The sequence below is a fragment of the Ruegeria sp. CH8 genome, assembly GCF_056536985.1.
In genome coordinates this window covers 1-22115 of record NZ_JBQFQR010000045.1, presented here as the reverse complement: position 1 = coordinate 22115, position 22115 = coordinate 1, and the positions used below count along the sequence as shown (strand labels likewise).

Sequence of the window (22115 nt, the reverse complement as noted above, 5' to 3'; positions counted from 1 at the left end):
GCTTGTAGCTGATCGACGATGAATTCATCGATGTCACCTATGTCCAAATCCAAGCATGAGCAACCGAACGACGGTTAACGTGACAACACCAAAACCCAGAACACGAACAGTGTCAGGTTTCAAGGCTTGTCCAGCCACTCGTTCGCGATGTGGCGAACGAGCAGATTGAGCCCATTGCGGCAGATGCTGCGGTCGCCATCAACGTCGGCGATGCGCAGAAAGCAGACTTTGCAAAGTCTCGCTACGGCATCAAAACTGACGCTTATCGCTGTCTCGGATGTAGTAGGATAGATTCTCAAAAGCGGTCATTGATCTTCTGTGCCGCCTACCCAAGACGCCTTCGAATTTGGATCGCAGAGATACGGCGTCATCTCAACTTGCTAGGTTCCAAGCCAGACAGGCTCGATTTCTCTGTTACCCTCCCCTGCATCAAGGCTTGTATCGTGCGTACTCGAAGTCCATATACACACGGCTTACGTTTTTCTTTTTCGACCTGCTGTCTCCCCAATTCGGCGTTCAGTCTTTCGATTCAGACCGACCACGCCGAGTCGCCGCAATGATGCGGGCGGCAAGTATTAGGAGACTTCCACCATGGCAAATGGCACAGTAAAATGGTTCAACTCGACCAAAGGTTTTGGCTTTATCGAGCCTGAAGATGGCAAGCGCGACGTGTTCGTACATATCTCAGCAGTCGAACGTTCCGGCCTTAGCGAATTGAAAGACGGTCAGAAGGTTACTTTTGACGTCGAAGCTGGCCGCGACGGACGCGAAAGCGCCGCCAATCTGGCACTCGCCTGACCTTTTAAGGGCACCCTTTTCGGGTGCCCTTTTGAACAATGGGCTACTATAAGCCGTTGGAGAACAAGTAACTTGCAACCTAAAGATTGGACGCGGGTGCTCGCGCAATACCGTGTTGCCGATGCGAAGCGCAGTGTTTTTGAACTTGCGATCACTGTTGTTCCCTTATTCGCGCTATGGGCCCTAGCGTGGTTTGCGTTATCTTTTAGTGTCTGGATCGCAATACTACTGGCCATCCTGAATTCCGCGTTTCTGGTCCGTATCTTTATCATTATGCATGATTGTGGTCATGGATCCTTCTTTAGAAACCGTACCGTTTGCAATTGGACAGGCCGGGTTTTGGGTGTCCTTGCGCTGACACCCTATGACGTTTGGCGGCAAAGCCATGCGATTCACCATGCCTCAACCGGTAACCTTGATCGGCGTGGTATGGGTGACATCCCTACATTGACCACTGAAGAATACCTGAAGCGGAAGTGGTTCGGGCGTGCCGCTTATCGTCTGACCCGGAATCCCATCTTCCTGTTCGGTGTTGCGCCGGTCTATACGTTCTTCCTTCAAAACCGCTTACCTCTTGGTTTCATGCGGTCGGGCTGGCTGTATTGGGCAAGTGCGATGGGAACAAACGTCGCGATTGCAGGGATATTGGCTCTGGTTTTTTGGGCCGGAGGCTTTGAGGTGTTGGTATATGTTTTCCTGCCAACCATGATTGTCGCATCATCGATTGGTATTTGGCTTTTCTATATTCAACACCAGTTTGAGCACACGACCTGGGAACGGGAAGAGGGGTGGAATCTTCAGAGCGCCGCATTCTATGGAAGTTCTCATTATGCCCTACCAGGCATCCTGCGGTGGTTCTCTGCTAATATCGGCGTACACCATGTTCACCACCTGGCCAGCCGCATACCGTTTTATCGGCTAAACGAGGTTTTGCGTGACCATTCTGAGTTGGAAAATTGCCAGCGTATTACTCTAAATGAGAGCTTTCATTGTGCACGCTTGCATCTTTGGGATGAAAAAAGTCAACGTCTGCTGACATTTTCCGAAGCTTTGTCGAACGCCAATTCCAATAGGCATTTAGTGTAGTCTGGCACGGACCAGATAGGCTTCGACCGTATCACCGCCCAAGGCGCGAATGGCCTCTAATCGGTGAAGGCCTTCAATCAGCACGAACCTCTTGTTGTCCGAGCGTATCTGGATCGGGGTCTTCTGGCCGTTCTTCAGAATATCTTCGGCCAGTGTCAGAACTTTTTGTTGATCAAGCGTTTTCGCCCGTTTCACAGGTACATAGATCAGGTCGAGCGGATATGGTCTTTTCTCCAACATAAGCTACGTCAGCAACCTTTCGTGCATTTGTTCCGGTTCAGAGTTCGCTACAAAAGCGGGGGCTGGAACGCACGTCATAGAACCGAGCGAACAGCATCGCGCAGTTCCTGATGCATGATCCAAGTAGCTGGTTCATCGTCACTTTCGACGTGAGAATATGCGATTACCTGAGCAGCACCGTCATTCTGTGCCGATCCGGCTTCGGGAAGTGCGAGTTCCAGATATTCTGCGATCAATAGTCCGATTTTCTTGAAGACCTTGATGGAGGCCTCGCGGGATTTGTAACCGGCCGCCTGAGACAAGTGACCAATGGTCAGACCTTCCTTGCCTGCGATTGTAAGTGCTTTGAGCATTGTGACCTGCGCAGGGGTGAGCCTGATCTGGCGCAATGCCTCGGCATATTCTCTTTCGCTGGGAACGAAGGTGCCAGAGTTTCCCTCCAAACAGCGTTGACCGCTACGTTTCCTGTCTCGTTCTTCGAGAATTTCTTTTAAGGTTTCAATGGCCAATGCTGGTGTTTCGCCGACTGCATCGGCAATCATTGCCTGCGTTTTAGCTGGTGGCTTGGGGAATGCGCGCGCAACGCTGTTACCGCTCAGAATGCCAGCCTTGATCAAGTACTTTCCAAACTCTTCTTCAATCACCCCGGATACGTCAGCGTTCCGCGTCTTACGAACACTGCGGTCCTGAAATGCTCTTTGTTCCAAACCACGAGCTGACATCTTTGAGTCCGGAAGGGTCACTTGAGGGGCATTTTTACGCATCAGAAAAACACCACTACAACTATCGCCGCAACAAAAACCGCTAACGCGATAAACATCTTAACCCTGTAGGACCTGCGATGAGTCTTTTCGGCTTTGAGCATTTTGCCCAAGTTTTCGTCTATCGAGTTGTGGTTCACGGCTTGGTCCTTTCGGATATGTCGGGCGAGATTGATTTCCACCAACCTATTGTCGCGGCACATTTTCGGTGCACGTATCGTTCTGTCGTGTGAACGGCCGATTGCATTCCCAACCATCACCTCTTCGATTTAAGTGAGCATTTGAAGGGACAAGGATCGCAACGCACCTGTCCCGGTTTGCGCGAAAACCACGTTCGCATTTCCATCCGGAATAAGTTTCAGGTGCAAGATATGCATGCTGTGGAACAGCTACAGGATCACAACCGCTCTCCGTTGCTCTGTAACCTCTGAGGCACACCCAACCATCCGCGCTGTTTTTGTCAGTCAGGCGGCCATTGCTCGGGACATTAATCGAAACACAATCCTGGCCCTCCTTACGAAATCCCCAGTCACAGTGTATTTCCTGCGCGCCAAACCGGGTTTCGACGTATCCATTTTGAGGTGCAATCACTTCTTCACATTCTGAGCCGACACGCTGGAACAGCCGATTGCACTCCCACTGATCTCCGGTTGATGCAAGATAGGCATTTTCAGGAACACTTATCTCCTCACAAAGTTCTCCGACATTCTGAAAACCGTGATTGCATTCCCAGCCGCTGCCGTAGGAGCTACCCGTCAAATATGCGTTTTCTGGTACGTCTGTTCTTTGGCAGGATCCGTTCTTGTTTTCGAAACCTTCGTCACAAACCGATCCTTCGGCATTTCCTGCAACTTGGGCAGGAAGCTGCGTTCCTGAGAGCAACACTAAGAGTGTCGGGATCAAACAAAGAATGCAGCGCGTAAACACGATGAGTGACAGATTGAAACGGAGCCTGAGACCTGATCTATCCGGCATCGTGCACGCGATTTATGAGCCATGTTCTGTTCATACGGCGCCTTCTTTGATGGGTCACGCGATGACTGGAGCATGTCAGGTGACCGTTGCGAATGCTTGCGAGGAACGAGCTCATAGCGAAGACCCCAGCGAAACCCGTTCCTACGCTGGGGCACATGCTACAGTTAGTCTGAAGGCCATTGGATCATCGAAGCCGGCAGCATCGCGGCGACGAGTAATTTTAACCAATGCACGTTTGTGGTCCTTAGCCAGAATAGAGTCAAGGAAGTTTCCCTCGTCGCAACGCTAGTTCTGCCAAGGCAGGTGGTTTTGAAACAAGCACGTGACCAAGTAGCCTGGTGAACCGCCGAAAGAAGTTACTTGGCATTAATCGGTTGTTGTAGGGTTTTGGGGTCGGACCAGCAGCGAATGGCAGCTTAAGTCCGCGTCTCTCTTGTCGAGCCTGAGTGCGGCGAAAGAGCGGTACGTGATCAAGGTTTCCTCGTGGCTATGAATGACTGGCCTGACGTCATCAGCAGCAACGCAGCGACATTCGTGCCGCTCCTGTGAACTGATGCTGCGCAAGCACTCGCGGCGCGAGCAAATGGTTGATCTGTTACGCTTCTCGGGAATTGCAAAGTCTAATTGTGAATGTCCGTTTTGGGCTGCGACCAGTCAATCGCGTAAACCGCAGAGAACGACAGTTCAGCCCACCTTAACCGATGCTGCGCGATGCCCCAATTACAGCAATCGCAGAAAGCTGACTTTGCAAATTTTCAAGAAAGGCACCAAAGAAATAGCTTTCACCAATCGACAAACATGTCGCGTTATGGCCAGGCAAACGCTTGGTGGTGCCGAAAACAGAGCTTGTGAAGTTGTCCCAAGAGTTTTCTTCTTCGAAATCAGTGAGCTTCTAAAAGAACCGTCGCCCGCGTGGGTCGCATTAAACGGTTCGTTCGGCCGATTGTCACCAAATGTCGTCAGAACCTTCCCGGATACAAATTCATCATGTTCTGCACGTCCAGTTCACTCGAAAACGCATCGGGATTACTCCATATCACCTCGTTAATATAGGCGCGTTCCGAGTGAAGATCATTGTCCGTAGGCCGCGATTTCTGGTTTTCAGGAAAGCCTCTCTTGGTCCGACCGAACAGTCCACCAAATACGGTCCAGATGCTGGGTGACATTGTATGGGAAGCCATCTCATGGTCCTTTCCGAGTTACTTGTGCTGTCGCAACAACGGTAACTGTTCACCCGTTCTTCTAGTATCCGGCACAAAATTGTGCTGTTCTACAAAAATGAAGAACGGGTTCCGAAATTGGTCGGATATTCGTGTGTTCCTCTCTGTCTTCAGAGAAGGGTCTACGCTTGCGGCCTCCAGAAAGCTAAAGGTCTCCCAACCAACGGTTGCCCGACGCATTGATGTTCTCGAAAGAGAAACAGGCTTGACGCTTTTTGAGCGCGGTACGCACGGGTTCAAACCGACCCCAGAAGCCCTTCGCCTCATTCCCCTCGCCGAAGCAATCGAGGCTTCAGTCCTCGAATTTGCCGATTGCGCGAAGGAATTGACGTCGACACAACCCATCCGTATCACCGCTTATTCAGCAAACTTCTCTGCACGCATGATTGAAATCGTAAACGAGTTTTCCGCCGACAATCAGGATGTCGCATTCGAGTTTTTATCCAGCGTTCGGGCACTGGACCTGATGGCTGGGGAGGCCGACATTGCTTTGCGCCTCGCAAGAACCGATCCTGATCCTGACCTGATCTGCCGGAAGATCAGCACGGCGCGCTGGTCTTTGTTCGGCAGCAGGAATTACGCGGACAAATTTGGCTTGCCGGGGTCACCCGATGATCTGACCGGGCATCAGTTTGTTACCTTTCAGCGGGACGATGTACCGAATGTATTCCACGAATGGCTGACCGATCACGTGGCACCGGAACAGATCGTCATGTCTTTTACCGAACTGGAGCTAATGCACGCGGCGATTAGATCAGGACAAGGTCTTGGGATCAGCAATGTGAAGTTGGTTGAAACAGACGTGTCCTTTATCCGATGCTTCGACGAAATCCCCGAACTTGCGGTGCCGCACATAATGCTCATTTCGCCTGAAGCCTATCGTCGGCCAGAGGTTAGAGCCTTCGTTAAGTTCTTCGCACCTCGTTACGCTGCGATCTACAAGTCGTGATCCAGTGAAAATAGGCTGAGACTCTGCTTTTTGACACGCGGGCAAACTCTTTTGCACAAAACGGCAGTGAAGGCTTTTCATCAACGTAGCGGAAGAACTCGATATATACTCCGACCGGCCAGCGAAGGAAGAATTGGCCGCGTCGTCAAAAAGAGTTTTGCCAAGGTGGCTGAGAACTCGGAGAAAATGAACGCCCTGAATTGAACAAAGGTGGTTGTTCAACAGGGAAACGCGGCAATTTCGTTTCGTGGGCCCGATGCCTGCCGACACTATTCAAGCAAGTTAGCCTCGGTCATGCCCGAGCTTAAAGGTCCAGCAAAAACCGGGCCGAGCGTCGGCGCAACCCCATCGTCAGGCCACGCAAATGAAGCGGTACGTTAACAAACGACGTTCGTCCAAAGCCAGAAGTTGGTTCTGAACCATATCGCTGGCGATTTCCCCAAATAGTATCTGAGTCGTAACCGGCACGGTGCTCTTAGACTTGGGCTTCGAAACTCTCGCCTTTAGCCATTCGTAGCTTTCAGCCGTTGAATCTTCTTCGTCCAAAATCCCAAAACCTGCATCTTGCAGCAAACTGACCATTTCTTTCGGGGTCGCGAGATAGCTGATTAAGGCATCCATGGCCCATGGTGTCGGATATACAACGTCACCACCTTCACCCTGTAGAATGTCATAAATGCCAAATCGTGCTCCCGGCTTCAGGACACGACGGGCCTCTTTGTACACCGAAAGCTTGTCCGGGATGTTCATTGCAACATGAACCGTTACCGCGCCATCAAAACTGCTGTCCGAAAATGGCAGCTTTGTTGCATCTCCCTGAATAAACGTGGTTTGTTCATTGAGAGCGACCCAATCTGAAATGGTCTTGGCTGCGTCGCAAAACTCTTGCGTCAGATCTATGCCAGTAACCTTGCCCTGTACTTCTTCAGCAATTGTTCTGGTGACCCCACCCAGGCCACTACCAATATCAAGCACATTCGAACCTGGCGCTAGCTCCAGTTTCTCCAGTAGCTGTAAAGTCGCCTGTCTGCCTCGAAAATGGAACTCATCGATAGGCTCAAAATCAGCGGCGCACAGTTTCTTCGGGTCAACGCCCGCGGCCTTCAGGCGATCAGCTATTTGGTCGATCAGGCTACGGCTGCGACCATAGTGATCGGAAACCTGTTCTTTCATTTTCCCACCCTTTCATCAAACAAGTCGGGTGCTACTGAATTCATCTACGACCAAAGCAACCGAAGGGTATAAGGGCACTCAAGTGTTCAAGGTATAGCTTCGAACCAATCGAGCACCGCGTCCCGCCATCCCTCCGGCACGCCGTGTCCACCTTTGGTGACTTTCAGCCGGATCGAGCCTGCCTCACAATCCATCCAGTCCTTCTGCATCGAGTCGTCATCGCCAAAGCTGTTTTCCGCGCTACCCAAGCAGGCGTTCTCGCGGCGCCAGACATCCAAGCCCTTCATGACGTTACCCTGGTGAAAATCAACACCCTCCCATGTCAGCTGTCGGCCTTCGAACGGCACCATTCGGTCTTTGAAGCCATGTACGTGAAATAGGTGAACTGGCGCATCGCACTCAGTGGTCATGGGCTCCCAGAATGCTCCAGCCGCAGCGGCAAAGCCTCTTGCCATCTCTGGCGCTTGGCACGCAATGTCCCAGACCATCGAACCGCCGCGGGAGAAACCTGCGATCAGTATTCTCGACGGGTCTATACCGAAGCGCTCCACCGCGTCGGCGCGAACTGCGCCGACAAAGGAGACATCATCGCGCGCCAGATCATACCCGTCAGCCACACCCCAATCGAGGTCTTTGCTATTAATACTGGGCTGCCCGCTCGGCATAATCACAGCGTAGCCGCGCCGGATGAAAGTATCGACATAGGCGGAGTTCTGGATCATCCCGTTCCCAGACCGTCCATAACCGTGCAACCAAATGACGGCAGGCGGTTCATCCGGAACATCTGGTAGGGCCACGTAGTACTCACCGCCTTCCAGTGTGCAAGGTGCATCTGGCGCGCCACACTCTCCGTCCGAGGCAAAGGCCTCTTTCGGACTTGCAGAAATAACAGCAATGACAATAGTGAGCGTCAAAATGCGATTGCGCGTTTCGGGTCGCATCAAAAGTGTACCTCTTTGGTTAGGTCACAGAAAATCATAGCACAGCCTTTCGCATCTCCGAAGGCAGCGGCCAAGCGTTTGTGAACCATATGAATTTTAGGCAAAGTTGGCCGATCTATCTCTATCCAAATGAGTGGTTATGAGCTTGGGAAAGAACTTAGAATTTGTTCGAGAACACTGGTAACTTTCATTAAAGTGGTACGGGGGACTTATGGAACGCCGTCTAACCGCCATTCTGGCTGCGGATTTTGTGGGATTCTCACGCCTGATCGGGCGTGATGAAGAGGGCACGATTACCGCCCTAAAGAGCTACCGAAAACTCATTGATGGCCTCATTTCAAACTACTGTGGTCGCGTGTTCGGCAGCGCGGGTGACAGCGTCATCGCTGAATTCACAAGTGCAACGGACGCGTCCCGTTGTGCATTGGAAATTCAAAGAGAACTGAAAGCTCGCAACCTCGATCTGCCGGAAAAAGGGCGCATGAACCTTCGTATCGGAATACATCTCGGTGATGTCGTGGCAGATGGTGATAACCTGCTGGGAGACGGCGTCAACATTGCCTCTCGGTTGGAAGCAATCGCACCGCCCGGAGGCATTTGTGTTTCCAAAGCAGTTGCCGATCAACTTTCGGGAAAGGTGGACGCGGAATTTGCGCATGCTGGCGCCCATGAATTGAAGAATATCGCCAACAAGGTCGAGGTTTGGACCTGGCCTCCGGAACTTGCGGTCAAACCCAAGCGCAGCGCAGCGATCCGATGGACTGCCGCGACGGCTGTTGTCGCCACAGTTACCGCGATTTCAGCTTTTTTTTTGTCTTTGGAAGAGATGATCCGCGCGACCTTCCGTCAGGTGCGCGGATTGTCATTACACCTTTTGAAACAATCGGGGAAAACAAGGAAGACGAGTATTTCACTGAAGGTTTGACGCGTGATCTTAACGCCTTGTTGGCGAAGTTCTCAAACCTGTTTGTTATAGCTCCCGAAGCTGGCGCCGACTTCAGCAGTCAGAAAGATTGCGAAGCGATCAGGGATGCGTTAGGGGCCGATTACATACTTGGCGGCACGGCCCAACGGTCTGACTCGAAACTGCGGGTGACAACTACGTTCATCAATGCAAGGACTTGCCGTCAACTCACGCCGCCGGGCCCCTTTGATATGGACCTAAGCATCGCAAATGTCCTGGATATCCAGGTTGAGATTGCAAGAAAGGTCGCCTCGCAAATCGGCTCAAGCGATGCCCCTTTGTTCAACGCTTCTGTACAGCAGGCTATCCGCGACAAGGCACCGGAAAACCTGGAAGCCTATGAATGCCATCTGTTGGGGTTCTGGTTTTATCAAAGTTTCAGCATTGAAGCGCATCGCAAGGCTCGGGACTGTCTACTGCGAACCGTGAAGGAAGAACCTGGTTACTCTCTTGCTTGGTCGCGGTTGGCCTTTAACTATCTCGAGTCTAAGAAACGATCATTCGACACCGATCCGGATTGGGCAAATAAGGCCCGAGACGCCGCCACACGTGCACTTGAGGAAGACCCGGACAATGCGGATGCGCACTACGCCCTGGCAATCCTCAGCAGAATGACGGGAGAAGACAAGGCGGTCTTTTTTGAACACGCAAAGAACGCCACGGAGCTTAGTCCCAATGATTCCTGGATCCTCGCGGATCTGGGTATCTTTCTTGCTTACTCCGGCGAGTTTGAAAAAGGTAAAGAGTGGATTTCCCGCGCAAAAGACCTCAACCCCAAACTTCATCCTGGCTACAACAACGCTTGGGTGCTGCACGCGATCTTGCAAGGCAATTATGATGAAGCACAAAAAGTCATCTTGAGCTGGGGTACGCCGAAATCCACCATGTCGATGGCAAGCCTGACTGCAAGCTATGCTTTGGACGGCGAGCAACAAAAGGCGCAAGAGATGGCGCGACGCTTGCAAAACGAACACCCGGAGTTTCTTGACGATCCACGCGCACCGTATCGAGCACGTGGAATGCCAACGGAGCTGATCGAAAAGATTATGGATGGGCTTCGCATTGCCGGTATTGAAGTTTCAGAGAACTAACGCCGAGATTGCTTGCAAACATCGCCTTCAGAATGGCGGGCATAGAATGTTTGTAGCGGTTCTGGAACCAAGTTGCGCTTGCTACCTAACGCTGTTGCCGACACCGAATTAGGAGATTCGTTATTTCTAAGGACAGTTTTGCGGACACAGAGATTGGAAGACACTTGGCGAACGCTGCACGTCGTTGCCGCATGGTTTTCTTCACTGGATTACCGGCATCTGGAAAGTCATTCCTATTGCGCCAGCAAATATCCATTGCGATCTCCTTGGGACGTCGCGTGCATATCATGCGTTGGGATACGGGGCTCGCGGCGTTTCAGACCGAAGACATACTAGCAAAGTACCCAGATGTTTCGGATGGAACTCACCCGTTGATCCGAAGGGCTGCCGGATTGTGGGGCCGGAGAGCACTAGCGCGATGGCTGGCGGAGAAATCCGATCCCACAGACATGATTGTCGGTGAAGTCCCTATCATTGGAAACAGGTTTTCAGAGTTCATCCAGGCGCAGCCGGATCAGCTTGAGCCTGCCTTAGCTTCAGAGGAAACCAAATTCATTTATCCGGTTCCCACAAAGGGCTTGCGTGCCAATCTCGAAGCTATTCGAAGATCTACGTTTGCGAACCCCAGACATCCTGATGAGGCTAGGGACGCGCCACCATCCACAATGGAACTGGCTTGGCGCCAGACATGCGCCAAGGCTGCGGAGTTGGGTTTAGTCTCTGAGGTGGACATCAATTCTCCGTACGAGGAGATGATCTATGTGCGGTTTTTTGAGCACCTGCTGCAACACCGAAACGCCATCAGAATTGGGGTCGATACGATTTATTCAAATGCCGGGTCAGCCCATGATCTGGATGCGAACGTCTTAGAACTCAGTGCTAGCTCAGACGAAGTAAAGTACGAAATCGCAGAGGTAGAGACTACTTTTTCAGCCGAAGCAGCCGCCCGAGAAGTTGAAAACTGGTATCGGGTGTAGTCTCGGACAAAGGTCTGTTCGGTTGGCATTTCGGAATTTGCAAAGCTTGGTTGCGAAGGTCCGCGAATGGGATGTACCGGCTGCTTCACCCAGCAGGTTATTCGAGCTTTGGGGCGCATCGCGGAGGCAGCTCCATAAGAAGATTTGCGGGCTGTTGTAGATGAACTATCTGCGGTCAGAGATGAGACCCGAGAAAGCGATATGCTTGAGCGCGATATTGATAAGTTTTGTGGCCAGGTCGAAACCGCAATTGAAGGGTTTTAGTCAACCGTCCTGGACCTTTGTAGTCCAGTTCGGCTGGGGGATGGTTAGTGAGTGGGCCATCCCCCAACTTATAGAGAAGTGCTCAAGTTCTCGGCGTGCCTAAAAGGTCAAAAAGACAACCATAGGGCGCTAAAAGAAAACGACAGCTTTGTCTGCTTTTCAGGATATTCAAAGTCCTCTTGTGAATGGCTGCTTCGGGCTGTCAGAGAGCTACCACTTTTCTCCGAAGGGGCGAATGTCGAGTTCGAATGTCCAGGCCGACTTGTCTTGTCGCACCAACATCAGAGCTGTCTCCGCAATCCGCTCTGGCTTGATAAAGAAGTCATCGGGTTCATCTGGTGCAAAGTTCGTTCGAGTGTCCTCGGTGTCGATCACACCGTCGATAACGAGATACGCCACATGTACACCCCTAGGACCGAGTTGCTTTGCCAGTGCATTTGCCAGCGTACGTTGGGCAGACTTTGAAGGCGCAAAAACAGTAGTCCAAACGTTCCCACGAAGCGCAGCGGTCGCGCCCGACACAATGATCACTCCGGAACCACGTTCGACCATCTGAGGCCCTAGAAGCTTTGCGGTAGTAAAAAGACCAAGAGCCCCGACGCGCCAACTCTGCTCGAACTGGAGCTCCGAAACGTCTTCAAGCGTTCCAAACTGTGCGAGGTCTGCGTTGTAGATAACGACATCAATTTCGCCTAGTTCGCTCTGGACTGTGGCAAGCGCTTTCTTCAAGTTTTCAGGGTCTCCGGCGTCGCATCTGTAGGATCGAACTGACGTATCAGTTGAACCGTCGTCACCGAGTGTGGCGCCCGAACGACTCAGCAGTGCGAGAGAGTAACCGGCCTGCTTGAAAACCTCAGCATATGCGGCACCCAAGCCCGGGCCAAAACCGATGATGAGACATACCTTGCCATCCATGACTTCTTCTCCTTACAGCTTTAGTCTCTTTGCAATCGTAGCACGAAACCTCTTGTTTCGTTCGGTGAGGGGCGGCAAAGTTCGCAAAGCTGGAATTGCAAAGTCTTGTTTTTAATGTCGGGTTTGGGCTGCGACCGGTCAGTCATGCTCGTTGCAGAAAATGTCGACTACTCCAAACCGGTCACTGCGGCACTCCGGCTTTTCGCAGCCCCTCTACCAAATGTTCAAAGTAGTCTTGATTGTAGCCGGGCAAACTTTGGGCGACGAATGACAGCGAGAATTCGGGGTTGAGAGCAAGAGCTTTGGTAACGGCTGCGCGGGCTTCATCTAACTTGTCTTGTTGCGCCAGTGCTGCTGCTCGGAACAAGTTTGGCCAATACTCACGCTCGTTTTCTCTAACGGCCTTGCCCGCCCAGTGTTCTGCAAGCTTGTAGTCCCTCAATTGATAGTATGCCGATGCGTTGTTGACATAAAACGTCCATAACAAGGGATCGTCGGGACTTAGCTTAATGGCCATGGCCACATGAGCCAGCGAGCCCTCCGCACGCCCTCCGGCTTTCAGCGCGAAGGCCATGCCGTGATGTGCTAGGGCAAAGTTTGGATTGAGCGCGATGGCCTTTTCCAGGCTGGCGATCCCGGAATCCGTGTCCCCAGCAAGACAGAACGCCCGGCCGAGTGCGTAATGGGTCAAAGCTTCACGGTCGTCCAAAGCCTTCGCTTTTTCCGCAAACCTTATGGCATTCTTCACAGTCTCGGAAGACTGGTCGGCAATTCGCATTATGACGTCTGAGACGCCTACAAGAGCGCAGCCGGCGTAGGCCAAGGCAAAATTCGGATCAGTCCGCGTGGCCGTCTCAAACAACTGACGAGCCTTTTCATTGTCTTGCTTGGTAAAGCGATTTAGATGCCAATTTCCCCGTTGATACAGGTCCCAAGCGTTGAGATCTGAAGTTGGTTTATGCTTCGCCCGGTCTTGCTCAGCGCCGCGCAGTTCTGAATCGATACTGCCAACGATTGTCTCAGTAATCTCGTCTTGCAGTGCGAAAATGTCATCGAGCTCCCGGTCGTAACGGTTGGCCCAAAGGTGATTGGAACTTTCGGCATCAATCAGCTGTGTGGTGATGCGAACCCGGTTTCCGGCTTTTCGGACGCTGCCTTCAAGCACGTAACGAACGCCAAGCTCTTGTGCCAACCGACGCACATCCACCGCCTTGCCCTTGTGAACAAACGTTGAATTGCGGGCAATTACAAACAACCATCGAATGCGTGATAGCGCGGTGATTATGTCCTCGCTTACCCCGTCTGCAAAATACTCTTGCTCGGGATCGCCGCTCATATTGTCAAAAGGCAAAACAGCAATCGATGGTTTTTCGGATGCCGATTGTGTACTGCCGTCGGCGATGGGTTCGATGGCGTCTTGCTCATTTGGAGCGGACCAATGCCAAGCTCTCACTGATTGGGCAATGTTCTTCAGATTTTGCTCACCAAGATCTCTGAAGATCGGCCCGGTTTTAATGCGCACGGCTTGTTGGACAATATCGGACACACAAACGCCGCCGGGTTCTGCCAACGCCTCCAGCCGCGAAGCGATATTGACACCGTCGCCATAGATGTCGTCCCCATCAATGATAACATCACCGAGATTGATCCCGATGCGTAGGCGGATTGGGCCACCGCACTGCACCAGCGCTGACTGGACGGCCATTGCACAATTCACAGCATCCACAACACTGGCAAACTCTACCAGCGCACCATCACCCATCAGCTTGATAATACGGCCGTTATGTTCGCTGACCGTCGGATCGAATGTTTCCAGTCGATGTGACTTCAAGCGTCCCAGCGTGCCTTCCTCGTCGTCTTCCATAAGTTTGGAAAAGCCAACAACATCGGCGGAAAGTATGGCGGTCAGCTTGCGGTCCAATTTCCGTTCCTCCACAGGGCAACGTTAGACCCGATGGTGCGCAAAATCCATGCAGTAAAGTTGAGGATAGAACGACCGCGTTTGGCAAAAAACTATGGCAATGCTTGGCGAATTCGGGCTGCCGCCGCTAACCCATCGGCAAGACGTTCAAAATCATCCGGTCGCCGCCACATAGACCGAAACCCGCGGGCAAGGCTATTGACCGTGTCATCCTCAACCACAATACCTCGACTTGTGAACTCATCGTGACGTTCGGTGACGAACTCTCGCAACGCGTCGGAGGCGTCTCGTTGTCGTCCGAGCTGCGCGTAAGACGCGGCGACAAAGGCAGTGGCCAGCGAGTTAAGCCGCGCTGCTCCCATCAGAAAACCAAGCACTGCTTCATAGTTACCGTTGAAAAATTCGACCTGCCCCATAATCCAGTCGATGGCAGGCGGATGTAGCGGGTCCAGCGCCATAGCTTCCGAAACTACGTCGCGCGCCTTTTCGTGCTGGCCGAGCAGTAGGAAAGCATAGCCACACCAAGCCATCGACTCCGCCTCGCTTTCTATCATGGAAAGTGTCTTGTTGAATTGCGCTTCGGCCTCATCCCACAATCCGGCACAGAGATAAGCAAAGCCAAGCTGGTCCTGAATGTAGACGTCCCGGTTATCCAGTGCCACGCCCTTTCGGGCGATCTTCAACGTGTGGGCCGGTGCGTCAGCGTCTGCCAGACCAAGCCACAAGTCTATGACATATGTGTCCGAAAGATACATGTAAGATCGCGCGATGGTCGGATCGAGCGCGACCGCTCGTTCCAATAATGCTCTCGCCTTGGCCGTATCTCGTGCGTTCAAGCCGTCGCGTAGTGCCTTGCCCTTTAGCATCAGCTCATAGGCCTTCATCTGATCCGTTGGTTTCTGTGTCGAACGGTCGACAACATCGTGCTGGACCCTGCCTGGCAACACTGCGACGATACTTCGGGCCACCTCGTCTTGTACCGCCAGAACGTCCTCCAGTTCGTGGTCGTATCGATCCGACCAAAGTTGAGTACCTGTACGGGCGTCAGCGAGCTGTACCGAGATCCTCACGCGGCTGCCAGCCCTCCGCACGCTGCCTTCAACCAGGTAATCTGCGCCGAGAGCCTCCGCGATTTTGGCTGGGTCTGTGTCCTGTGTCCGGAACCTGAAAGACGCATTTCTGGAAACAACCTTGAGCGTTCGAAAACGCGATAAGCCCACAATAATGTCTTCCGCAATCCCGTCGCTAAAAAAGGCCTGCTCGGGGTCATCGCTCATGTTGTGTAGAGGCAGGACCGCAATAGTGGCTTTTCCCGATGATTCAGGCCGAGGCGGTTCAGCACATACTGCGCTTAACCCGCCAATGCGCCAAGCATGTACCGGTTCGGCAACGTTCTTTACCGTGTGCTGACCAGCATCCTCCCAGGCGACCGGTATACGGTTCCCGACCACACGATATACAGCGTCAGACACCAACACACCGCCGGGTGGGGCAAGCTGCTCCAACCTAGACGCAAGGTTCACACCGGAACCAAAAACATCTCCGTCGCGCATGAAAATGTCGCCAAGAGTGACACCGATGCGAAAGCGAAGTGGGTCGGAGCCCACCACTGGCGAATTTTGCCATTCAACCGCGCATGAAACGGCATCGACAGCGCTGTCGAACTTGGCGAGCAGACCGTCACCCATCTGTTTGACAATGCGACCGTGATGCCGACCAACAAGCGGAACAAAGGTTTCGTCAATGTGCGCTGAGAGGACTTCGAGCGTGCCTTTCTCGTCCCGCTCCATTCGGGCGGTAAAGCCGACAAGGTCAGCAATCAGGATGGCCGCCAGCTTTCGCTCCATGTATTGTCCTCCTTTCTGTTTCATACTGGTCGCTACGTGTTTAGACCATGCGAAAGTGCACAGGACTGACTTCTGACTTTGATTGAAGTCGGCTTCAGCGTTGGGAAGCGCTGCGATACGTCTGCTTTAACAGCTCAGTGGGCAAACGGCCTTTTTTGTCCTCATCTTGCGAAAAATCATCGCCGCTCTGGGTTTTTGCTATCCGTTCGAGTCGAACGCCAATAACAGTTATATCAAGTGAGCAGGCGTCCATCTGAAAAGGCTTTTTTCATATTCGGTAATTGAACTGGAAAGCCACTTCTGAAACACCTTTGCCGCTGGACGAACTGCTCCAGGCAGCGTGACGAGGTGATATCCGATCTGCGGGATTGGATCATCGAAAAGCGCCACGAGATCTCCAGACTTCAATTCGTCAGAGATGAATGCCGGAACCGTTGCCCCGATACCATCACCACGGCGGATTCCATCAAGCAGCATGTTGCCCGGCATGCGAACAACTCTCCTATCGGCACCAGGTGGTACTCCAACCTTTTCCAACCACAGGTCAAATTCGACCGAAGCCTGTTCCTGAAGAAGAGTAAAGTCGAGCAATTCAATTGGGCCTTTGAGCACCCGTTCTCCAATCAATTCTTTTGCAGCAACCACTGTCAGACAGCCAGGTAGCAACATTTGCGAGACCAGTCCCGACCAGCGCCCGGTGCCGTATCGAATGGCTATGTCAATGCCCCCTGGTTTGAGGTCGACAGCCAGGATTGTTGAGTCGATCCGAAGCTCAATATCCGGGAACTCCTGAACAAACGCCGATAGACGCGGCATGAGGAATGCGCTTGAAAACATCGGTGTCGCACTGACCACCAGCGGGCGAACCGCCTCTGCACTTGATATGCTCTCAGTCAGGGACGCTATTGAGGCGAATGCTTCAAGTAGGCCCGCCGCTAAGAATTCTCCCTGCGCGGTCAGAGCGATACCGTGTCGCGTCCGAGTAACAAGCTGGATTCCTAGATGCTGCTCCAGTCCTCGGATTTGTTGGCTGACCGCGGAATGGGTCACGTTCAGCGCCGCTGCTGCGCGGGTCAAGTTTTTAAACTCTGCGGCAGCAGCAAAGGCTCGGAGAGAAGTCAGCGAGGGAAACGTGTGCCAATCCATGAGTCAGAAAATCTAACAATACAGAAAAATTTACAACTACGCGATTTCTCGGTTCTTACGCATGTTGACTGAAACACCAATAACCAGAACAGGAGGAAACCATGGCAACGCTTGCGGTACTCGGATTGGGCAGCATGGGTTCGGCGTTGGCGCATTGCCTGCTCAATGCAGGTTACAGCGTCTGCGTCTGGAATCGGACGCCTAAAAAGACAAAATCGTTTGCAAATGCAGGTGCAGTTATTTGCGCATCGCCGGAAGATGCTGTTGCAGCGTCGGATTTCGTCATCGTCTGTATCAAAAGTCACAAGGAAACTGTCGATTTGATCAGCGGTCTAAGTGTATCTTTGAAGGGGAAAACAATCTGCGACATGAGCACCGGCGACACGTCCGATGCTGATTCACTGGTCTCATTTCTCAGCGAAAAAAACGCAGACTACATGTTGGGCATGATCAATGCCTACCCTTCGGGCATCGGTGGCAGCGACACCACCATCCTCACCGTAGGCAGTGACGGAACCTGGGATCGCTACGGCGAAGTAATAAGATCTCTGGGGGGAAAGTCGGAGCAAGTCGGTGAGAAACCCGCAGCTCTTGCAGCACTTTTTGCTGGTCTCTTCACTGTCCGGCAAGGTTTCATGTTCGGGATGATATACGGTGCACTGGTTTGCCAGAAAGCTGGTGTTCCTATGCAGGTCTATGTCGATCAACTTCCTGCCACGATCAAGCTGGTAAATGACTACCAAGATCTCTTTGTCCGTACCGTTCCAACCGAGGACTATGACGACGCTGAAGCCTCGTTAAAAGTCTACGCATTGGCCCAGGAGGACGCTCTAAAGACCTGCAAATCTCTGAATGCTCCGGCTGACTTCATCCGAATGATGCATGACCGCACAAAAGCGGCGTGGGCGGATGGATATGGAGACAAACAATTGACCTCGTTGGTCGAGCACATGGCGGACGCCGGATAACGTCGGGCGATTTCTGTCAGAATGGTCGTTCGACTTGGACAAAAAACGGCTGCAAAGCTGCATACACGGGATTGCGAAGTTTCGTCGCCAATGTCTGGTTTGGGTTGTCTCCGGTCCTCTGGCGCAAAAATGCGGATGTCTGCAAAGTCCGCGAAGCGGCATCTGCAGAGTCGTGTTTTGAATGCTCGGGGTGGGCTGGGAAGCAGCCATTGCTGCACGAAATTGAACAGCGCGTTTGGTGCGCGTCTCGAAATTTGCAAAACTTGGATTTGAATGCCCGCCACAGTTCGACTGCAGTCCTCGTCCAGGTGGATAAAAAATCCGGTGTGTTACGCAAAACTGCTCTCTGGAGCTTGGGCTCTGTTTCTACTTTTTGAAGCCAACGCGGTGCATATGATAGTGCAATTCTTCACCACCAGTGCAGTGCTTCGGCGAGCACGTTGCCCAGCCGAAGCTTAGTCTGTGTCCGATCAGGTCAGGTCTTCTACACGCCCGTCTGGCGCATTTCGTTTTACGGACTCAATGCCATTATCCCGAGCGGATGCACTGGTATAGCTCTCGCTGGTGCCGATCACCTGACCGTTGCTGGCTTTGAGGTTAAACATATGCCCGCCTGACTTCGTCTCCTTACGCTCGTACCGGTCGTCATTTGGCGCATTTGTCTTCACGGACTCAATGCCGTTCTCGGCACTTGCTTTTTGTACATAACCTTCGCTGGCCAGAATAATCTCGCCATTTCCGGCTTTGAGCCGAAACCGGAACTCTCCCGCCTTGTCTTCAAATATTTCAAACTTTCCAGCCATGTGACCTACCTCTTTATAGTTGAACCAAAATTCAACACGACGTTGCTATGTTCACCGGTTAGCCACAAGGCAAAAATACAAAAATCATGTCATCCAGCTGGAGAGTTAGGATACGGACTCCATTGTCTCATTCTAGTTGCTTGAGGGCGTCGCGCAAAGGGCTCTGCGGTTTCGCTAGTCTGATTTGATCCAGCCCCGTTATTAACTCATCGAATGCAAGTCACTTTTCCGCATCTTCGCTGCAAAAAAGATCGTACAGCACCTCCACAATCGCCAACACTCGGTCATCCGCAATCCTGTAATAGATGCTTTTCCCGTCTCGTCTTGACTCAACCAAGCCGGAGAGGCGCAAACGTGAGAGCTGCTGAGACGCTGCTGCCTGCCGCATGGAGAGGGTGGTTTCGATTTCGCCAACAGATTTCTCACCCCCAAGAAGCAGGCACAAAATCTTCAGACGGCCGTCATGCGCCATGGCCTTTAAAAAGTCGGTCGCTTCAAGAGCGCTTTGGCTGAGATCGGGTTTCAAGTGGCGCTCCCAAAAGAACGATAAATCTTGATATCACGATCTCTGAGCGCTGTCTCGACACGGCGAAGAATGCGCCGAACACGGCCCAACCAGCGAATGGACTGCGATGAACCTATGCATTCAAACTATTTCAATGAGCGCAGTACGCTGACCGTTGGGTTTCAAAACAAACTGATAAGCGACTGGCCGCGCATCTGGATGTGTCTATAGGCTATGTCCGTCATCCTCCCGGCTATGCGCCACCTGCTCGCGCACCTGAACAATCTCCTGCACGACCTCAGCGATCCTGCGCGACGCAACCTGATGTAGCTCACCAACAACAGACTCGGCCCGTTGATAGCTATCTGGTAAGCCCCGATCGCGGAGATGAGCCGCCGCGGTTGAGATATCCGCGAGCCGCCATACCATCGTCGTGCCCAGCGTCACGGTCTCATGATCGTTGTAGCGCGCTAGGAACGCATTGCCGTCAAGCCCAAAGCCGTTAGCGGAGCCGACGATCTCTTCCCTCACAGCCAGCCATTTTTCGGCCTCTGTTGGATCCAGTGCGTCCAGTTGGGCCGCGCTCAGCGAAGTGGTATATCTGCCATCCTGAATGGTGAACACCTGCAGATCCGGATCGTAGGGGCGTAGATCAGCAACCTCCCCTTTCAGCTCGCCGATCTGAACATCCATCGCAGCGCGTAGCCTGGGGTCTTCTACCTCCCGCGCAAGGTTTTCCATGTTGTCGATGGACTTGAGGATTTCTGTCGTCTGCTCCTGCAATGTGACAAAGGCATCTTCGCCCAGATGGTCCTGCATGTAGCGGACATAGCGACTGGACGCGGTGACATAGTCATCGGATGTCTGGAAATCGCCGTCTCCCACGATATCCGCAAGCGCAGACAAATGCGGATGGCTTTGCTCATCATTCCTAACTTCGTTGATATGGGTGATGACATGAGCCTTAAGGTCGGGGCCGAGCGTCTCTATGTCAGCCCCCGAATGATGGTGTTCCTGCAAGGCATCCATGATTGGCTGAGAAACGTAGGATGGGCTACCCGGCTCACCAAAGTCGTCAAAATGATTGGCCTGGTTCAATAGATATTCCAGTCTTGAGACCACAGGGGCGTCTCCTTCTATGAGTTGGATGGCAAACTCTTCGATCTTCTCTTTGACGGCGTTGGCGCGCGCATCAAAGAGATCAGACATACGGGCGATGGACAGGGCCATCACATCACCTGCTGCATCGCGGGCTTTTGCTTCGACCTCCGGCGTGGTCTCGACCACTGACATCCCGGCCTGAACTTTCCAGGTGTCGGTCTCCACTTCGTGACGCAAACCACGTTCCAAACGCGTGGTAGCGGCCAGTTCAATCCCGAGCTGTTCCGCCACTTCTACCTGGATCGCCCTCAACCGATCGATATTCATTTCGCTGGTCATGCCGGTCTTAAGCCAGTGTCCATGATCCACTCCGCGGCAGTTCACCACCAGATGGACATGAGGGTTCTCTGTGTCGTTGTGGAACACCGTCAGGTAATCCCAGGTATCGCCAAATTCGCCGCTGCCAAAGACACGTTCTGCAAACTCAAGACCCGCCTCATGGGCCGCATCCGCATAGGTGCCTTCCGGGAAAGACACGATCATATGACGGGTATATCCGTAGTTGGTTTTACCCGAGAACCCATCCGCCCAGCTTTCGATGAGATCCCCCACCTGATCGTTATCAAGCGGCGTCACCCCATTGTCCTGGATGTCCAGAACACCTTCAGCCCGAACGGTCAGGTAGTTGATCTGACGACGTAGTTCCTGTGCGTTTTTCACCCCACCCTTGCGCACGATTTTGACAACCGCTTCCGGCTTGCCAAACACGGCCCCCAGCCGGGCTTTGATCGACGATGCGCGCGAGATCAGGAACTTCATGCGCCTAGCAGTTTGGAGCTGAACATCGATCCGCTTGGATTGATCGACCCCTTTCTGCGCTTCTCGGAAGGCAAGTTCGAACAGATCCGCTGCAGTGAGATCAAGGGCTGCCGTGGTCATGTTCCGACACCCTCCCCTTCCTCTCGCAGGAGCCGCCGAATGGCGGCCTCCGGTTCCCGGTTCCGGCGGGCCGCAGTGATCAGTGCCTTCAGATCTTGGCGATGCTGAATGATGGCACGATGGAGGTTTTCGACGTCGCGGCGGTCGTCGTCCGTCCAGATCACCGTGCCGCGCTTGGCCGATTTCGCAAGCTGATTCAGGTTCGTGTATCCACCCTGAACTTGCCGCAGATGCTTCTGCCAGAGATCCACAACAGCGGGGTCAGGATCGAGATAACCGATCAGCCGATAGATCAGACGCTGGATGATCTGGTTGCGGCTCTTGGCCCCGAGCGCGGCCACAGCCGCCTCAAGACGTTCCAGCGCATCCACTGGCAAGCGTACGGAAAAGACAGTGGTATCGTTGGGCCTATTCAATGCATACCTAGGGTTGTATTTTAGATTTGTAACACAACTACCTTATCCTATCATATTCTCCAAGAGGAAGCCGGGAGTGATTTTAGAAATCTGTATTTTCTAAAATTGCTCCCGG

General features: G+C 52.8%; 18 protein-coding genes and 1 pseudogene. 7 read left to right on the top strand and 12 right to left on the bottom strand.

Features of this window, described 5'->3' with window-relative positions; translation table 11 throughout:
- The first annotated feature begins 591 nt into the window (after positions 1–591).
- Both ACR0ER_RS24655 and ACR0ER_RS24650 read left to right on the top strand, forming a co-directional pair.
- Positions 592–798 carry a cold-shock protein gene (locus tag ACR0ER_RS24655; RefSeq protein WP_170328727.1) on the top strand — a complete coding sequence of 69 codons (207 nt, stop codon included), beginning with the start codon at positions 592–594 and terminating at the stop codon, positions 796–798.
- Positions 799–870: 72 nt separating this feature from the next.
- The gene (locus ACR0ER_RS24650) at positions 871–1884 is read left to right on the top strand and encodes a fatty acid desaturase (protein WP_480771128.1); all 1014 of its coding nucleotides are present in this window, start codon (positions 871–873) and stop codon (positions 1882–1884) included.
- Here ACR0ER_RS24650 and ACR0ER_RS24645 read toward each other — a convergent pair.
- Both ACR0ER_RS24645 and ACR0ER_RS24640 read right to left on the bottom strand, forming a co-directional pair.
- On the bottom strand, positions 1876–2124 hold the full coding sequence (locus ACR0ER_RS24645) for a ParB N-terminal domain-containing protein (RefSeq protein ID WP_039524390.1): 249 nt from the start codon (positions 2122–2124) through the stop codon (positions 1876–1878). The genes ACR0ER_RS24650 and ACR0ER_RS24645 overlap by 9 nt on opposite strands.
- A 74-nt stretch (positions 2125–2198) precedes the next feature.
- Positions 2199–2888, bottom strand: coding sequence for a hypothetical protein (locus ACR0ER_RS24640; RefSeq protein ID WP_480771127.1), 690 nt, complete (start codon positions 2886–2888; stop codon positions 2199–2201).
- A 2286-nt stretch (positions 2889–5174) separates the two neighbouring features.
- On the opposite strand from ACR0ER_RS24640, the gene ACR0ER_RS24635 reads away from it, so the two are divergent.
- Complete coding sequence (locus ACR0ER_RS24635; protein ID WP_480771126.1) at positions 5175–6029, top strand: LysR family transcriptional regulator; 855 nt, start codon at positions 5175–5177, stop codon at positions 6027–6029.
- A 351-nt stretch (positions 6030–6380) separates the two neighbouring features.
- Here the strand turns inward: ACR0ER_RS24635 and ACR0ER_RS24630 are convergent, their stop codons facing one another.
- Positions 6381–7202 carry a class I SAM-dependent methyltransferase gene (locus ACR0ER_RS24630; protein WP_170486095.1) on the bottom strand — a complete coding sequence of 274 codons (822 nt, stop codon included), beginning with the start codon at positions 7200–7202 and terminating at the stop codon, positions 6381–6383.
- Positions 7203–7288: 86 nt separating this feature from the next.
- Entirely contained in the window at positions 7289–8143 is an 855-nt protein-coding gene (locus tag ACR0ER_RS24625; RefSeq protein ID WP_480771125.1) for a CE1 family esterase, read from the bottom strand.
- 211 nt (positions 8144–8354) lie between these two features.
- On the opposite strand from ACR0ER_RS24625, the pseudogene ACR0ER_RS24620 reads away from it, so the two are divergent.
- From ACR0ER_RS24620 to ACR0ER_RS24610, 3 genes and pseudogenes are all read left to right on the top strand, one after another.
- A pseudogene (locus ACR0ER_RS24620) lies at positions 8355–8828 on the top strand (adenylate/guanylate cyclase domain-containing protein); the annotation flags it as partial.
- Positions 8829–8899: 71 nt separating this feature from the next.
- Positions 8900–10198 carry a tetratricopeptide repeat protein gene (locus ACR0ER_RS24615; protein WP_480771124.1) on the top strand — a complete coding sequence of 433 codons (1299 nt, stop codon included), beginning with the start codon at positions 8900–8902 and terminating at the stop codon, positions 10196–10198.
- Between the two features lie 164 nt (positions 10199–10362).
- Positions 10363–11175, top strand: coding sequence for a DEAD/DEAH box helicase family protein (locus ACR0ER_RS24610; RefSeq protein WP_480771123.1), 813 nt, complete (start codon positions 10363–10365; stop codon positions 11173–11175).
- Between the two features lie 474 nt (positions 11176–11649).
- Here the strand turns inward: ACR0ER_RS24610 and ACR0ER_RS24605 are convergent, their stop codons facing one another.
- The 4 genes from ACR0ER_RS24605 to ACR0ER_RS24590 form a co-directional block, all read right to left on the bottom strand.
- Positions 11650–12354, bottom strand: coding sequence for an SDR family NAD(P)-dependent oxidoreductase (locus ACR0ER_RS24605; protein WP_171239060.1), 705 nt, complete (start codon positions 12352–12354; stop codon positions 11650–11652).
- 181 nt (positions 12355–12535) lie between these two features.
- A complete protein-coding gene (locus tag ACR0ER_RS24600; protein WP_480771122.1) occupies positions 12536–14275 on the bottom strand; it encodes an adenylate/guanylate cyclase domain-containing protein in 1740 nt (579 codons plus the stop codon).
- A gap of 92 nt (positions 14276–14367) precedes the next feature.
- The gene (locus ACR0ER_RS24595; RefSeq protein WP_480771121.1) at positions 14368–16122 is read right to left on the bottom strand and encodes an adenylate/guanylate cyclase domain-containing protein; all 1755 of its coding nucleotides are present in this window, start codon (positions 16120–16122) and stop codon (positions 14368–14370) included.
- Positions 16123–16350: 228 nt separating this feature from the next.
- Positions 16351–17268: a LysR family transcriptional regulator gene (locus ACR0ER_RS24590; RefSeq protein WP_480771120.1), complete on the bottom strand. Its 918-nt coding sequence runs from the start codon at positions 17266–17268 to the stop codon at positions 16351–16353.
- Positions 17269–17369: 101 nt separating this feature from the next.
- On the opposite strand from ACR0ER_RS24590, the gene ACR0ER_RS24585 reads away from it, so the two are divergent.
- Positions 17370–18236, top strand: a complete 867-nt coding sequence (locus ACR0ER_RS24585; protein WP_170694238.1) for an NAD(P)-binding domain-containing protein — start codon at positions 17370–17372, stop codon at positions 18234–18236.
- A 470-nt stretch (positions 18237–18706) separates the two neighbouring features.
- On the opposite strand, the gene ACR0ER_RS24580 is transcribed toward ACR0ER_RS24585, so the two are convergent.
- From ACR0ER_RS24580 to ACR0ER_RS24565, 4 genes are all read right to left on the bottom strand, one after another.
- Positions 18707–19039 carry a YegP family protein gene (locus tag ACR0ER_RS24580; protein ID WP_170694237.1) on the bottom strand — a complete coding sequence of 111 codons (333 nt, stop codon included), beginning with the start codon at positions 19037–19039 and terminating at the stop codon, positions 18707–18709.
- A gap of 220 nt (positions 19040–19259) precedes the next feature.
- Positions 19260–19565: an ArsR/SmtB family transcription factor gene (locus ACR0ER_RS24575; RefSeq protein ID WP_480771119.1), complete on the bottom strand. Its 306-nt coding sequence runs from the start codon at positions 19563–19565 to the stop codon at positions 19260–19262.
- A 204-nt stretch (positions 19566–19769) separates the two neighbouring features.
- Entirely contained in the window at positions 19770–21584 is a 1815-nt protein-coding gene (locus ACR0ER_RS24570; protein ID WP_480771118.1) for a relaxase/mobilization nuclease domain-containing protein, read from the bottom strand.
- Entirely contained in the window at positions 21581–22000 is a 420-nt protein-coding gene (locus ACR0ER_RS24565) for a ribbon-helix-helix protein, CopG family (protein ID WP_480771117.1), read from the bottom strand. The genes ACR0ER_RS24570 and ACR0ER_RS24565 overlap by 4 nt, the downstream gene beginning before the upstream one ends.
- Positions 22001–22115: the final 115 nt, after the last annotated feature.

Excerpts from the sequence above, each read along its gene's own strand:
- ACR0ER_RS24580 (WP_170694237.1), bottom strand. The coding sequence starts at position 19,039 with ATGGCTGGAAAGTTTGAAATATTTGAAGACAAGGCGGGAGAGTTCCGG.
- ACR0ER_RS24655 (WP_170328727.1), top strand. The coding sequence starts at position 592 with ATGGCAAATGGCACAGTAAAATGGTTCAACTCGACCAAAGGTTTTGGC.
- ACR0ER_RS24615 (WP_480771124.1), top strand. The coding sequence starts at position 8,900 with ATGGACTGCCGCGACGGCTGTTGTCGCCACAGTTACCGCGATTTCAGC.
- ACR0ER_RS24645 (WP_039524390.1), bottom strand. The coding sequence starts at position 2,124 with ATGTTGGAGAAAAGACCATATCCGCTCGACCTGATCTATGTACCTGTG.
- ACR0ER_RS24605 (WP_171239060.1), bottom strand. The coding sequence starts at position 12,354 with ATGGATGGCAAGGTATGTCTCATCATCGGTTTTGGCCCGGGCTTGGGT.
- ACR0ER_RS24570 (WP_480771118.1), bottom strand. The coding sequence starts at position 21,584 with ATGACCACGGCAGCCCTTGATCTCACTGCAGCGGATCTGTTCGAACTT.
- ACR0ER_RS24585 (WP_170694238.1), top strand. The coding sequence starts at position 17,370 with ATGGCAACGCTTGCGGTACTCGGATTGGGCAGCATGGGTTCGGCGTTG.
- ACR0ER_RS24595 (WP_480771121.1), bottom strand. The coding sequence starts at position 16,122 with ATGGAGCGAAAGCTGGCGGCCATCCTGATTGCTGACCTTGTCGGCTTT.
- ACR0ER_RS24630 (WP_170486095.1), bottom strand. The coding sequence starts at position 7,202 with ATGAAAGAACAGGTTTCCGATCACTATGGTCGCAGCCGTAGCCTGATC.
- ACR0ER_RS24625 (WP_480771125.1), bottom strand. The coding sequence starts at position 8,143 with ATGCGACCCGAAACGCGCAATCGCATTTTGACGCTCACTATTGTCATT.
- ACR0ER_RS24640 (WP_480771127.1), bottom strand. The coding sequence starts at position 2,888 with ATGCGTAAAAATGCCCCTCAAGTGACCCTTCCGGACTCAAAGATGTCA.
- ACR0ER_RS24590 (WP_480771120.1), bottom strand. The coding sequence starts at position 17,268 with ATGGATTGGCACACGTTTCCCTCGCTGACTTCTCTCCGAGCCTTTGCT.